Origin of the sequence: Stenotrophomonas sp., from assembly GCF_036662295.1 — a bacterium.
In the GTDB taxonomy this organism is placed as follows: domain Bacteria; phylum Pseudomonadota; class Gammaproteobacteria; order Xanthomonadales; family Xanthomonadaceae; genus Stenotrophomonas.
Genome location: NZ_JAVWXA010000106.1, coordinates 1 through 13,197, shown reverse-complemented (window position 1 = coordinate 13,197; position 13,197 = coordinate 1). Strand labels below are relative to the sequence as shown.

The following is a 13,197-nucleotide window of genomic DNA, read 5'->3' as shown; positions in this document are numbered from 1 at the left end:
ACGCCCAGAACGCCAGCGACAGCACGCCCAGCACGGTGTCGTGGTCGCTGTTGAGGCCGTAGTGCGGGGAGAAGGCCTCCTTCAGCGTGTACAGCGGGCTGGTGCCGATGTCGCCGAAGACCACGCCGATGGCGCCGATGATCAGCGCCATGCCGCCGGCCGCGGGCGCGTGGCCGTGGGCGGCGTGGCCGCTGTCGTGCTGGGTGGGAGAGGTGGACATGGGGCTCCGGGCGACGCGGTCGAGGTCAGGAAAAGGGCAGCGCGCCGATCAGCGCAGCGCGGCCTGCAGGGCCTTGCGGATGACGGTGGCGACATCGTCGCCCTCGGCGTTGGCCTCACGCGCCATGCGCGCGGCCTCGGTCGGCTTGTAGCCCAGCTGCTGCAGCGCCACGGTAGCCTCGGACACCGGGTCGGTGGCCGGCGCGGCGCCGGCGATCGGGGCCCCGCCGCCGCCGAAGTTGGCCGCGCGGTCGCGCAGCTCCAGCACCATGCGCTCGGCGGTCTTCTTGCCGATCCCGGGGATGCGGGTCAGCGCGGTGATGTCACCGGCCTGCAACATCCGGGCGAACTCATCCACGCTCACCCCCGACAGCACCGCCAGCGCGATCTTGGCACCGATCCCGCTGACCTTCTGCACGTCGCGGAACAACCGGCGCTCGCCCTCGCGCAGGAAGCCGTACAGCGAGACGCTGTCTTCCTTCTGCGCATAGTGGGTGAACAAGGTGACCTCGCGGCCCAGCTCGGGCAGGTCGTAGAAGGTGCTCATCGGCGCCTCCAGCTCGTAGCCGACGCCATTGACGTCGATGAGCAGCCACGGCGGCGCCTTGTAGGCCACGATCCCGCGCAGACGACCAATCATGCAGTGTTCCTCATTTACGGCTCCAGGCCATGCGGGCATTGACGCCCAGGCGCTGTGCCGTGGCCCGTACGTGGGCGTGGGTGATGGCCACGGCCAACGCGTCGGCGGCGTCGGCCTGCAGCTTGGTTTTCAGGTTGAGCATAAGCCCGACCATGTGTTGGACCTGTTGCTTTTCCGCCCCGCCCCGGCCGACAACGGCCAGCTTGATCTCGGTGGCCGCGTATTCGCTGACCGGCAGGTCGCGCATGACCACCGCCGAGATGGCCGCGCCCCGCGCCTGGCCCAGCTTGAGCGCCGAGTCGGGGTTGCGCGCCATGAACACCTTTTCGATGGCCACTTCGTCGGGGCGGTATTCCTCGACCAGGGCGTTCAGGCCCAGCACCAGCAGCTTCATGCGCTGGGGGAAATCATCGGCGCCCAGCAGTACCAGCGGCAGGTGGTGCACGTGCACCACCTTGCCGGCGGCATCCACGTCAATGATGCCGACCCCGGTGCGCTGGGAGCCGGGGTCGATGCCGAGGATGCGGGTCATGCGGCACGCACGCGGCCGGGGACGGCCCGGCGCGGACGGATGCGGCGGCGATGGCAGGAAACGGCAGGAGTCATCATGGTCCGCATTGTCCGCTCACCGGTCGCGCAAAGCGACCGGCGGGGCGTCCGTTCAGGCGTAGGCGTCCGCGCCGAGATCGGCGTTGGAGAACACGTCCTGCACATCGTCCAGGTCTTCGAGCATGTCCAGCAGCTTCTTGACCTGCAGGGCGGTGTCGCCCTCCACCTTGATGTCGTTGTCGGCGCGGAAGGTCAGCTCGGCATGGTCCGGGGTCAGCTTGGCCGCTTCCATGGCGTCCTTGACCGCGTGATAGCTGTCGGCGGCGGTCAGCACATCGATCGCCCCGTCTTCGGGGTAGATCACGATGTCGTCGGCGCCGGCCTCGATGGCGGCCTCGGTGACGGCTTCCTCATTGGCGCCGGCGGCGAAATGCAGCACGCCCACGCGCTTGAACATGAAGGACACCGAGCCCTCGGTGCCCATGTTGCCGCCGCACTTGCTGAACGCATGGCGGACATCGGCCACGGTGCGCACGCGGTTGTCGGTCAGGCAGTCCACGATCACGGCCACGCCACCGGGGGCATAGCCCTCGTAGCGGATCTCTTCGTATTCCACGCCTTCCAGCTCGCCGGTGGCCTTCTTGATGGCGCGCTCGATCACGTCCTTGGACATGTTCGAGGCCAGGCCCTTGTCCATGGCAACCCGCAGCCGCGGGTTGTTGTTGGGGTCCCCGCCACCGCCGCGCGCGGCAACGCCGATCTCGCGGATGATCTTGGTGAAAATCTTGCCGCGCTTCGCGTCCGACGCGTTTTTGCGGTTCTCGATCGAGGGACCTCTACCCATGGGTATTTCCGTGCTTGCATGAGGAACAGGGCGCGGATTCTACCTGATCGACCGCCTGTACCGTGTTAGCCCCGGCCCGGGTCAGGCCGCATGGGCGGCCCGGTCGTGGCGGAACCGGCCCTCGTGCAGGAACGCGGCGGTCTGCCGTGCCGCCTCCGGGGAGAACACCAGCCCGCTGTGGCTGGCCGGGACCACGCAATGGTCGGCCAGGCCGGGCAGCTGGGTCTCATCCAGGGCCACGGTGCCATCGGAGGCCTCGCCGATCGCCCCGAGCAGGCTGCCCAGCCCGTGCGGGACGGAGCCGGCGACCAGGCCCACCTGGGCCCTGCCCTCCCAGGCCGGCAGGCCATCCAGCAGCAGTTCGCTGCTGCGGCCCAGTGCCAGCGACCAGCCGTGGTCAGCCAGCGACCGGGCGGTGCCACTGCCACGCAGCGGCGAGCCCAGGCAGACCACCCGGGATACCGGCAGGTCCGGCTGTCGACGCAGCGCCTCCAGCGCGACCAGGCCGCCCAGGCTGTGCCCGACCAGCGACACCGGCCCGGAGTCCTTCAGCCGCTCCAGCAGTTGGGGCACGGCCACGTCGGGGCCGCCGAACACGCTGGCGTAGCCGAAGGTATCCACGCTGAACCCGCGGGCGCGCAGGCGCCAGGCCAACGGCCCAACCCACGCGCGTGCATTCCAGATGCCATGTAGCAGTAAAACAGGGGGAGTCATGCACTCAGCCTAGCCGGTTGGCTTGGGGACCTGCGGGAGGAAACACGGCCATTAGACGAATGGACCGCGCAACGGCGGGTGAAGCCGTTGCGGTCCGTTCCGATGGAAGCGAAAAAGCGCGGGTCAGCGCGCCGGGCCGGGCGGCCGGCGCAGGATGAACTCCAGGTCGCGCACGCTGCCCACCGGGAACTCATAGGTGCCGACCTGGCTGAACCCATAACGCGCGTAGAAGCGCTGCGCGCCGAAGTTTTCCGACCACACGCCAAGCCACAGCGTGCGCGGGCCGTCACGCTCGAGCCAGTCCAATGCCGTTTCCAGCAACCGGCTGCCCCAGCCGCAGCTCTGCTCGTCCTTGATCAGGTACAGGCGCTTGAGCTCGCGGTCGCCCGGCTGCACGTCCGGGTGCGGCAGGCCACAGGGGCCGGCGGCGGCATGGCCGACCGCCACGCCGTCGCGCTCCAGCAGCCACACCGCGTAATCGGGGTGGGCCAGGATGGTGCGCTGCCGGTCCACGGCATAGGCCTCATCGAGGAAGTCCTGCAGGTCCTGTGCAGGGTAGAGGGTGCCGAAGGTTTCCACGAAGGTGCGCGTGGCCAGCACCGACAGGGTCGGTGCGTCGTCAACGGTGGCGCGGCGGATGGCGTACATGGCGGGCGTCCGGGCAGGCCTCAGGCCTGCGCTCCGTGGGGGGCGTGGTCGTCATCCTCGCCCTCCTCTTCTTCCTCGTCCTCGTACTCCTCCTCGTCTTCCTCTTCTTCCTCTTCCTCTTCTTCGCCCTCGTCTTCCTCGTCGAGGTCCTCGTCTTCCTCGTAGTCTTCCACGCCGAAGTCCTCGCCATCCCAGCGGCCTTCGCCATCCTGGACGAAGGTCAGGGCCATGGCCGCCGGATTGGTGCCCACGCGTACCAGCCAGCCGCCGAACACGCGGGCGCGCTCGGTTACCAGGTTGGCGTCGGCGTTGTCATTGCCCAGCTTTTCCCATTCCAGCGAAAACGCAAATTCGGTCATTGCCTGGCTCTCCGGGGTGTGTAGGAATCAATGCTTGCGCGGGCGGACCTGGACGTGCACCTCGGCCAGCTGCTCGTCCGGGATCGGCGACGGGGCGCCGGTCATCAGGCACTGCGCGCCGGTGGTCTTGGGGAACGGGATGACGTCGCGGATGGACTCGGTGCCGGCCATCAGCGCGGCGATGCGGTCGATGCCGAAGGCGATGCCACCGTGCGGCGGCGCGCCGAAGCGCAGCGCATCGAGCAGGAAGCCGAACTTGGCCTCGGCCTCTTCGGCGCCGATGCCGAGCAGCTCGAACACCGCGCTCTGCAGGTCCGAGCGGTGGATACGGATGGAGCCACCGCCGATCTCGTTGCCGTTGAGCACCATGTCATAGCCGCGCGACACGGCGGTACGGGCGTTGGCGCGCAGGTCGGCGATGTCGTCCACCGCCGGGGCGGTGAAGGGGTGATGCAGGGCGACGTAGCGCTGGGCTTCGTCGTCGAACTCGAACATCGGGAAATCGGTGACCCACAGCGGCGCCCAACCGGCGGCGACCAGGTCGAAGTCCTTGCCGGCCTTCAGGCGCAGCGCGCCCATGAAGTCGGACACCTTGTTGTAGCCACCGGCACCGAAGAACACGATGTCGCCGTTGCCGGCCCCGACGTGCGCAACCAGCGCGGCGAAGGCCTCTTCGCTGAAGAACTTGGCGATCGGCGAGCTGACCTCGCCGTTGTCGGCGATCTTGATGTAGGCCAGGCCCTTGGCGCCGTACTTGGCGGCATGCGCGGCGTACTCGTCGATCTGCTTGCGGCTGAGCACCGCACCGCCGGGGATGCGCAGCGCGGCCACGCGGCCCTCGGCATCGTTGGCGGCAGCGGTGAACACCGGGAATTCGCTGGCCTTGACCAGCTCGGCCACGTCCACCAGCTCCAGCGCGATGCGCAGGTCCGGCTTGTCCGAGCCATAGCGACGCATCGCCTCGGCCCAGGTCATGCGCGGGAAGCTGGCGGCCAGGTCCACGTCGACCACTTCCTTGAAGATGGCGCGGATCATGTTCTCCACGAAATCCTGCACATCGCGCTCACCCACGAAGGCGAACTCCATGTCCAGCTGGGTGAACTCCAGCTGGCGATCGGCGCGCAGGGCTTCGTCGCGGAAGCAGCGCGCGATCTGGTAGTAGCGGTCGAAGCCGGCCACCATCAGGATCTGCTTGAACAGCTGCGGGCTCTGCGGCAGGGCGTAGAACTCGCCCGGGTGCATGCGCGCCGGCACCAGGAAATCGCGCGCGCCTTCCGGGGTGGCCTTGGTCAGGATCGGGGTCTCGATGTCCTGGAAACCGGTGGCGTCCAGGTGCCGGCGCAGCGCCTGCACCAGCTTGATCCGGGTGCGCTGCATGCGCTGCATCTCCGGGCGGCGCAGGTCCAGGTAACGGTACTTCAGGCGGGTTTCCTCGCCCGGGTTCTCGTGCGCGTGGAACGGCAGCGGCTCGGCCTTGTTGAGCACGGTGATGGCCGTGGCGATCACTTCCACCTTGCCGGTGCGCAGCTTGTCGTTGACCGCATGGCGCGCGCGCACCACCCCTTCCACCTGCAGCACGTCCTCATAGCCCAGCGAGGCGGCCACGGCAAACACGGCGGCATTGTCCACCTCCACCGTCACCTGCACGATGCCTTCATGATCGCGGAGATCGATGAAGCAGACGCCGCCCTGGTTGCGGGCAACGTCGGTCCAGCCGGCGAGGGTTACGGTTTGGCCAATCAGGGTCTCGTCGACCAGGCCGCAGAAGTGGGTACGCATGGGGGTAAAGCTCCGCAGGAGAATGCCGGCACCAGGTGCGCCGGACAGCCCTTTATTCTGCGGGGTAGCTTGCGCCGGGGCAAATCGGGGGCGCCCGGCCCCGCCCCGCCGGCCCCGGCGGTCCAGCCGGCGGGCATCACGCGCCGTGAACCCTGCCGGTTCCTATAGTCCGCCCACCAATGACCGCAAGGGGATGCCGCCATGAACCGTCGCCTCACCGTCGCCTGCCTGGCCCTGGCACTGGGCTGCAGCGCACCCGCCGTCCAGGCCCAGATGAGCACCCGCGCCTATGCCCCGGAGAACCTGTCGCAACTGTCCTCCAGCGACCGCTCGCGGGTGATCACCCAGGAGTACGCCGACCAGTCCAACGGCCGCCGCATCCCCGACGACCAGTTGCGCTTCTACCTGGCCCAGGTCAATTCGGGCTGGGGTTTTTCCCGGATCAAGCAGGACATCGCCACCTCGCTCACCGGCAGCGGCGGCTGGAACGGCGGCGGCAACAGTGGCGGCAACAACGGCACGGTGCGTTGCGAGAGCCAGAACAACCGCGAGCGGGTCTGCAACACCGGCTGGCGCAGCGCGCGGCTGTCGCGGCAGATCTCCGGCACGGCCTGCCAGGAAGGCCGCACCTGGGGCTCGCGCGAGGGCACGGTGTGGGTCAGCGGCGGCTGCCGCGCCGACTTCGTGGAAGGCCGGGGCGGCGGCGGCAACTGGGGCGGTGGCGGCAGCGGCGGCACCATCCGCTGCGAAAGCCAGGACAACCGCGAACGCACCTGCACGACCGGCTGGCGCAATGCGACCCTGGTCCGCCAGGTGTCCGGCTCGGCCTGCGTGGAGGGCCAGACCTGGGGCGTGCGCAACGGTGCGATCTGGGTCAACCGCGGCTGCCGCGGCGAGTTTGCCGAAGCCCGTGGCGGCTGGGGCGGCGGATCGGGCGGTGGCAACAGCAACTACAGCGTGACCTGCAGCAGCAACAGCAACCGCCAGCAGACCTGCGCCTGGGATGCCCGCCAGGGCCGGCCGGTGCTGGTCCAGCAGTTGTCGGGCAGCGCCTGCACCGAAGGCCGCAGCTGGGGTTACACCAACGCCAGCCTGTGGGTCAGCAACGGCTGCCGCGCGCGGTTTGGCGTGCGCTGAGGGGCGAATACGACGTCGCCGGCCAATGGCCGGCGGTGCCGGGGGTTACGGGGTGGCGGGGTCGCTGCCCCACGGCGGCGGGGGCAAGGCGACCGGCTTGGTCAGGTCGAACTCGACCTGGAACCGACGGCCGCCGGGCCGGGTCAGCTCGTAGGTGAAGCGCTGGTCCGGCTCGATCTCCATCGCCCACGTGTTGTGGGTGGAGGGCAGCATGTCCGCCTTGCGGAACATCGCCACCGATTCGGCATCCACCGGGAAGGCCTGGCGCTGGGCGGTGCCCGGCGGCGCGCTGTCACCGCCGTACAGGGTGACCGCATCCGGACTGCCGTCGGCATGGCGATGGTCGTGCTTCAGGCGCAGGCCGTTTCCAGTACGGCTGATGACCCAGGTGCGCGAGTGGTCCTGGCCCACATGGAAGGGAATGCGCAGTTCGTGCGCCGTATCCTCGCACCCGCGCACATGCATCACCAGGCGCTGGCCCTTGAAGGGATCGGGCGCATCGGTGCGCGGCTCGTCGGCGATCACCCGGCCTTCGTATGCCTTGCCGCAATGCGCGGCGACCGCCGCCAGGAAGGCATCGGCCGGCGCGTTGGCGATGTCGTGGGACACCGCATCCGAATGGCGGGAGCAGCCGGCCAGGGCGAGCAGTGCAACGGCGGGAACAACAACGAAAACATTCATGCCCCCACCCGAACGGCCCGGCACGGCCGGCGCAAACCGCGCAGCGCCCGCCGCTGCCGGCGAGCGCCCCGGCTCAGGGATGCAGCCACACCTGGCACTGCCCCACGCTGCGGGCCGCGATGCCGGCGCTGTAGCGGGCGATGATCTGCTGCTGCAACGCGCTGCGCTGCGCGTCGCTGCCGATGGCATTAGGGCAGTTGACCAGCGCGCCGATCGGCAAGCCACCCAGCGCGTCGTCCGTGGCGGCCATCGAGGCCAGCGCGCTGGTCGGGGCCCAGTCGGGCACCATCACCGCGCGGCGGCTGGACAGATACGGCAGCTCGGAGGACCAGTCCTGGCCGAAGGCCACCACCACGCCCTGCGCCGGCGTGCCCGCCTTGATCAGCGCGGCGATCTGCGCCACCTCGCCCGGCACCCGCGCCTCGCGCATGCGCTTGGCGTAGTTGCCGCCCACGTTGGCCAGCGACAGCAGGCACAGCAGCCCCACCAGCCAAAGCGGGCGCGAGGTCTTGCCGCTGGCCTGCGCACGCTGCAGCGTCCACCACACCACCAGCCCGACGATGGAGGTGGCGAACACGATGGTGGCCGCCTGGTAGTACGGATGGGCGATATGCAGGTTGGTGAACACCGCCACCGGTGCCAGGTAGGCCACCAGCAGCAGCGCCACCGCCGCGCGGATCGGGCGCGCGCACAGGCCCACCACCAGCAGGATCAGGAACACCCAGTTGGAACCGACGGCGCCACTGAAGCGCTTCTTGAACACCGTGCCCCACCAGGTGGCCGGGTCCAGCTTCTGCTGCAGGGTGCCGTAGTTCCAGGTGGACAAGGCGCTGGAGGTGACCTCACGGCCCAGCGGCGACTGCGCCTTGAGTGCATCGGCGTGGGAAAGCCACTGCATCAACACGGCCAGCACGGCCAGTGCGGACAGCGCGCCCCAGGCCAGCATCGGCCAATGCCGGGCCAGCCACTGCGGGCGCCAGCCCTGCTCGCGCAGCGCCAGCCAGGCCACGCCGAGGGCGACGAAGGCGGCAAAGCCGAAGAAGGTGGTCACCTTGACCAGTGCCGACAGCATGGCCGCCACCACCGCCAGCAGGCCCAGCCCGATCATGCGCGCCGCGCCCTGCGGCCGCTCGCGAAGCAGCGCCAGGGCCCATACGAAGACCAGGCCGAAGAACACCGCCGTGGACTCGATCATCACCGAGCGCCCCCAGAACAGCGCATACGGCGAGACCGCGAAGGCGCCCGCGATGCACAGCGCCAGCGCGCGATCGGGGCGGATCACCAGCACCAGGCGGTACACCACCCCGATGCAGCCCAGGTGGAACAACGCCGACACCAGCCGCGCACTGTTGCCCACCTCCATGCCGGTCGCGCTGACCAGCATCGCCGCCAGCCACTGGTACAGCGGGAATTCGAACGGGATCGCCCAGGGCGCGCCGATCACCGGGGTGATGTAGCTCAACACCGGGAAACCACGCGCCATCCAGTCGATCGACAGCGCGGTCTGGGTCTGGCGGAATCCGGAGGCGTCCACCGGCGGCATCGACCAGCCGTAGACCAGCAGGGCCAGCAACATCGCCATGCCGACGTACAGCAGGATCCGGCCCGGCAGAAGGCTGCGCGTTGAATCGACGTCCTGGATCACACCTGGTACTCCTGTTGAACCCTTCCCGATACCGGGAAAAAGCGGAAAAGAACGCGCACGGCGGCCGCGCGCGGCCCGCGGAGTTTCCAGCGTTCACCGGCATTGCGCAACCCGCGCGCGGCGCCTGCAGCGCGCGTTCGTGCAGCGGGCGTGTCATCGGCCTGTGTTAGGGTGGGCCAGGTGTTTTCATGTTCAATGCCACCGAGGTCGCCCCCATGTGGCGGCTGACCGCCCTGTTGACCGGCGTCGCGCTGCTGCTGACCGGCAGCGGGCTGCTGGGCACGCTGCTGGCGGTGCGCGGCGGCCAGGCCGGCTTCGGCGCCGGCACGCTGGGGCTGGTGATGTCCGGCTACTTCGCGGGCTTTTTCCTCGGCACGTTCGTGGCCCCCTCGCTGATCGGCCGCATCGGCCATATCCGCGCCTTCGCCTTCTTTGCCGCGCTGGCGGCCATCGCCATCCTCCTGCACCCGCTATGGATCCATCCGTTGGGCTGGGGCGTGCTGCGCGTGGCCACCGGCATCGCGCTGGTCGGGCTGTACACGGTGATTGAAAGCTGGCTCAACGCCGAGCCGGACCCGGGCCGGCGCAGCCGCGCGTTCTCGCTGTACATGGTGGTCAACCTCTCGGCGCTGGCGCTGGGCCAGGTGCTGCTGATGCTGGGCGATGCCAGCGCGGTGGCGATGTTCATGTTCACCGCGATCCTGGTGTGCGCGGCGGTGCTTCCGGTCACGGCCACCCGCCTGACCCAGCCGGAGGTGCCGGTGGTGAGCCGGCTGTCGCTGGGCCGGCTGTATGCGATGGCGCCGGTGGCCACCGTGGCCGCCGGCCTGTCCGGCCTGGCGATGGGCGCCTTCTGGGGGTTGCTGCCGGTGTATGCCGGTGCGATCGGGCTGGACGGCAATGGCGTGGCGCTGTTCATGCTCACCGCCATCCTCGGTGGCGCGTTGCTGCAATGGCCGCTGGGCCAGATCAGCAACGGGCATGACCGCCGCAGCGGGCTGGTCGCGCTGTGCCTGGCTGCCGCCGGCATCGCCGTGGTGGCCTCGCTGCCGATGATCCAGGTGCAGACGCACCTGGTATTCGGCCTGTTCTTCTTCTACGGCGGGCTGGCGTTCTCGCTGTACCCCTTCGCCGTGGCGCACATGCTCGACTACCTGCCGCGCCAGCACCTGCTGTCCGGCTGCTCCAGCCTGCTGCTGGTGCACGGCGTGGGCGCCGCGATCGGCCCGGCGCTGGCCGGCGCGGCCATGCAACGTTTCGGCGCGGCCGCGCTGCCGCTGTATTTCGCGCTGGTGCTGGTGCTGCTGGCCGCCTTCACCACCGCCCGCCTGCTGCGCTTCCAGCGCGTGCGCACCCATCCGGTCGGCTTCCGGCTGATGCTGCGCACCACGCCGTCGGCGCTGCAACTGATGCCCGAGACCGACACCGAGGTGCCGCCGGACACCCCCTCTCCTCCGCTCCGATAAGGAAGTGCATTGACTGTATCGACACCGAATACCGCAAGCCCCGCCCGTACACCGCCGGCCGCCCCGGCACCGCAACTGATCCTCGCCACCGACCTGGATGGCACCTTTCTCGCCGGCGATGCCGCCGCGCGCCACCGCCTGTACCGGCTGGTCGACCAGCACCCCGGTATCGCGTTGATCTTCATCACCGGCCGCGGCCTGGAAGCGGTGATGCCACTGCTCTCCGACCCCGCTATCCCGCGCCCGGACTACGTGGTCTGCGATGTCGGCGCCACCGTGGTGGACGGCCACACCCTGCAGCCCCTGCAGCCCCTGCAATCGATGATCGACGCGCACTGGCCCGGTGAGCACGTGGTGGCCGCCGCGATGCGCCCCTTCACCGCCCTGCAGCGCCAGGACGTGCCGCAGGAACGGCGCTGTTCGTATTTCTGCGATCCGCAGACGCTGGCGCCGCTGCGCGCGCAGATCCAGGCCGCCGCGCAGGCGCTGGGCTGCGACGTGCTGTATTCGGCCGACCGCTACCTGGACATCCTGCCGCCGGACACGGACAAGGGCCGCACGCTGGCCGCGCTGTCGCGCCTGCTGGAACTGCCGCGCGACCGCATCCTGGTGGCTGGTGACACGCTCAACGACCTGTCGATGTACACCGCCGGTTTCCGCGGGGTATGCGTGGGCGATTCGGAGCCGGCGCTGACCACGGCGACGGCCGGACTGGCGCACACCTACCACGCCACCGCGCCGGGTTGCGGCGGCATCCTGGAAGCGATCGAGCACTTCGGCCTGCTCGCCCAGGATGACCCCTACCTGCGCCCGCATGCGCCGGCCCGCCGCGACGGTGCCGACCTGGTGATGGTCTACCACCGCCTGCCCTTCGATGAGGTGGTGGAGGACGGCGTGCTGGTGCAGCGCCCGCCGCGTTCGCCCAACGGCATCATTCCCTCGCTGCTGAGCTTCTTCGAAGGCGGCCAGAAAGGCTCCTGGGTGGCCTGGGGCATCGATGATCCCAAGCGCGGCCCCTTCCAGACCCACCTGGCGGTGGATGCCGAGCGCTACCCCACCCTCACCGCCGCGCGCGTGCCACTGAGCCGCCAGGAGGTGGACATCTTCTACAAGCGCTTCTCCAAGGAAGCGTTCTGGCCGATGCTGCACGTGTTCTGGGAGCGCGCCAAGTTCCGCGAGGACGACTGGCAGGTGTTCCTGAAGGTCAACCGCAAGTTCGCCGAAGCCACCGCGGCCGAAGCCGCGCACGGGGCCACGGTGTGGATCCACGACTACAACCTGTGGATGGTGCCGGCCACGCTGCGCGAGCTGCGCCCGGACCTGAAGATCGCCTTCTTCCACCACACCTATTTCCCTTCGGCCGACGTGTTCAACGTGGTGCCGTGGCGGCGCGAGATCATCGGCAGCCTGCTGTCGTGCGACTACATCGGCTTCCACATCCCGCGCCAGGTGGAGAACTTCGTGGACGTGGTGCGCGGGGCGATGCCGGCCGAACGGCTGGCCTGGGAGAGCTGCGCGCCGCGCTTCCTCACCTACGGCTGCGCGGTGGGCCTGGACACCATGACCACGCGGCTGCGCGTGGGCGACCGCGAGGTGGCGCTGGGCGCCCATCCGGTGGGCACCGACCTGCGCCGCATCCACGGTGTGTTGGCCCGCGCGCAGGTGCGCAACGACATCTTCAAGCTGCGCCGCGAGATCGGTGCCCGCAAGCTGGTGCTGTCGGTGGAGCGGCTGGATTACACCAAGGGCACGCTGGCCAAGCTGGAGGCCTTCGAGCGCCTGCTGGAACAGCATCCAGACCGCCAGGGCAAGGTGACCCTGCTGATGGTGTGCGTGCCGGCCGCGCGCGAGATGACCGTGTACCGCACGCTGCAGAACCAGATCGAACAGGCGGTGGGGCGCATCAACGGGCGCTTCTCGCGGCTGGACTGGACCCCGGTGCGGTTCTTCGCCCAGGCCTTGCCGTTCGAGGAGGTGGTGGCCCATTACGCGGCCGCGCAGGTGATGTGGATCACGCCGCTGCGGGATGGCCTGAACCTGGTGGCCAAGGAGTTCGTGGCCACCCATGGCATCGAGGGCAGCAGTGGCGTGCTGGTGCTGAGCGAATTTGCCGGCGCGGCGGCCGAACTCAAGGGCGCGGTGCTGACCAATCCGCATGATCCGGCCGACCTCACCGCCGGCCTGTTGCAGGCGCTGTCGATGCCCGAGGAAGAAGCCACCGGCCGCATGCGCCAGTTGTTCGGCAGCGTGGAGTATTACGACGTGGACCGCTGGGGCCGCGATTTCCTGGATGCCGTGCGCGACAGCCATCCGCCGGGGTAGTGCAGGTGCGGGCCGGTGCGATCCTGAACCGGTAGTGCCGGCCGCTGGCCGGCTCCGCACGATCCTGCACCGGTAGTGCCGGCCGCTGGCCGGCTCCGCGCGATCCTGCACCGGTAGTGCCGGCCGCTGGCCGGCTCCTCGCGATCCTGCACCGGTAGTGCCGGCCGCTGGCCGGCTCCTCGCGATCCTGCACC

13 protein-coding genes are annotated in these 13,197 nt (G+C 69.5%); 3 read left to right on the top strand and 10 right to left on the bottom strand.

The genetic code is table 11. The features are described from left to right. The 8 genes from RSA25_RS16270 to aspS form a co-directional block, all read right to left on the bottom strand. Positions 1-151, bottom strand: a 151-nt coding sequence (locus RSA25_RS16270) for a KUP/HAK/KT family potassium transporter (protein ID WP_332809885.1), incomplete at its 3' end; no start/stop codon positions are given. A gap of 117 nt (positions 152-268) precedes the next feature. After that, a complete protein-coding gene (ruvA, locus tag RSA25_RS16265) occupies positions 269-859 on the bottom strand; it encodes a Holliday junction branch migration protein RuvA (RefSeq protein WP_332809881.1) in 591 nt (196 codons plus the stop codon). Between the two features lie 10 nt (positions 860-869). Then, positions 870-1,391: a crossover junction endodeoxyribonuclease RuvC gene (ruvC, locus tag RSA25_RS16260; protein ID WP_332809880.1), complete on the bottom strand. Its 522-nt coding sequence runs from the start codon at positions 1,389-1,391 to the stop codon at positions 870-872. Positions 1,392-1,520: 129 nt separating this feature from the next. Beyond that, the gene (locus RSA25_RS16255) at positions 1,521-2,252 is read right to left on the bottom strand and encodes a YebC/PmpR family DNA-binding transcriptional regulator (protein ID WP_332809879.1); all 732 of its coding nucleotides are present in this window, start codon (positions 2,250-2,252) and stop codon (positions 1,521-1,523) included. Positions 2,253-2,333: 81 nt separating this feature from the next. After that, positions 2,334-2,966: an alpha/beta fold hydrolase gene (locus tag RSA25_RS16250; RefSeq protein WP_332809878.1), complete on the bottom strand. Its 633-nt coding sequence runs from the start codon at positions 2,964-2,966 to the stop codon at positions 2,334-2,336. 123 nt (positions 2,967-3,089) lie between these two features. Then, positions 3,090-3,614, bottom strand: a complete 525-nt coding sequence (locus RSA25_RS16245) for a GNAT family N-acetyltransferase (RefSeq protein WP_332809877.1) — start codon at positions 3,612-3,614, stop codon at positions 3,090-3,092. 20 nt (positions 3,615-3,634) lie between these two features. Further along, complete coding sequence (locus RSA25_RS16240; RefSeq protein ID WP_332809876.1) at positions 3,635-3,973, bottom strand: DNA primase; 339 nt, start codon at positions 3,971-3,973, stop codon at positions 3,635-3,637. A 27-nt stretch (positions 3,974-4,000) separates the two neighbouring features. Further along, complete coding sequence (gene aspS / locus RSA25_RS16235) at positions 4,001-5,752, bottom strand: aspartate--tRNA ligase (RefSeq protein ID WP_332809875.1); 1,752 nt, start codon at positions 5,750-5,752, stop codon at positions 4,001-4,003. A 201-nt stretch (positions 5,753-5,953) separates the two neighbouring features. Between aspS and RSA25_RS16230 the strand changes: the two genes are divergently transcribed. Continuing rightward, positions 5,954-6,889 (top strand): DUF3011 domain-containing protein, encoded by a 936-nt coding sequence (locus RSA25_RS16230; protein WP_332809874.1) that lies wholly within the window; start codon positions 5,954-5,956, stop codon positions 6,887-6,889. A gap of 45 nt (positions 6,890-6,934) precedes the next feature. On the opposite strand, the gene RSA25_RS16225 is transcribed toward RSA25_RS16230, so the two are convergent. Beyond that, complete coding sequence (locus RSA25_RS16225; RefSeq protein ID WP_332809873.1) at positions 6,935-7,570, bottom strand: hypothetical protein; 636 nt, start codon at positions 7,568-7,570, stop codon at positions 6,935-6,937. A gap of 73 nt (positions 7,571-7,643) precedes the next feature. Beyond that, positions 7,644-9,182 (bottom strand): hypothetical protein, encoded by a 1,539-nt coding sequence (locus tag RSA25_RS16220; protein ID WP_332809884.1) that lies wholly within the window; start codon positions 9,180-9,182, stop codon positions 7,644-7,646. A 248-nt stretch (positions 9,183-9,430) separates the two neighbouring features. Here RSA25_RS16220 and RSA25_RS16215 point away from each other — a divergent pair, with 248 nt between their 5' ends. Then, a complete protein-coding gene (locus RSA25_RS16215; protein ID WP_332809883.1) occupies positions 9,431-10,681 on the top strand; it encodes an MFS transporter in 1,251 nt (416 codons plus the stop codon). A 75-nt stretch (positions 10,682-10,756) separates the two neighbouring features. Continuing rightward, positions 10,757-13,003 (top strand): glucosylglycerol-phosphate synthase, encoded by a 2,247-nt coding sequence (ggpS, locus tag RSA25_RS16210; protein WP_332809882.1) that lies wholly within the window; start codon positions 10,757-10,759, stop codon positions 13,001-13,003. Positions 13,004-13,197 lie beyond the last annotated feature (194 nt).

Excerpts from the sequence above, each read along its gene's own strand:
- ruvA (WP_332809881.1), bottom strand. The coding sequence starts at position 859 with ATGATTGGTCGTCTGCGCGGGATCGTGGCCTACAAGGCGCCGCCGTGG.
- ruvC (WP_332809880.1), bottom strand. The coding sequence starts at position 1,391 with ATGACCCGCATCCTCGGCATCGACCCCGGCTCCCAGCGCACCGGGGTC.
- RSA25_RS16255 (WP_332809879.1), bottom strand. The coding sequence starts at position 2,252 with ATGGGTAGAGGTCCCTCGATCGAGAACCGCAAAAACGCGTCGGACGCG.
- RSA25_RS16250 (WP_332809878.1), bottom strand. The coding sequence starts at position 2,966 with ATGACTCCCCCTGTTTTACTGCTACATGGCATCTGGAATGCACGCGCG.
- RSA25_RS16245 (WP_332809877.1), bottom strand. The coding sequence starts at position 3,614 with ATGTACGCCATCCGCCGCGCCACCGTTGACGACGCACCGACCCTGTCG.
- RSA25_RS16240 (WP_332809876.1), bottom strand. The coding sequence starts at position 3,973 with ATGACCGAATTTGCGTTTTCGCTGGAATGGGAAAAGCTGGGCAATGAC.
- aspS (WP_332809875.1), bottom strand. The coding sequence starts at position 5,752 with ATGCGTACCCACTTCTGCGGCCTGGTCGACGAGACCCTGATTGGCCAA.
- RSA25_RS16230 (WP_332809874.1), top strand. The coding sequence starts at position 5,954 with ATGAACCGTCGCCTCACCGTCGCCTGCCTGGCCCTGGCACTGGGCTGC.
- RSA25_RS16225 (WP_332809873.1), bottom strand. The coding sequence starts at position 7,570 with ATGAATGTTTTCGTTGTTGTTCCCGCCGTTGCACTGCTCGCCCTGGCC.
- RSA25_RS16215 (WP_332809883.1), top strand. The coding sequence starts at position 9,431 with ATGTGGCGGCTGACCGCCCTGTTGACCGGCGTCGCGCTGCTGCTGACC.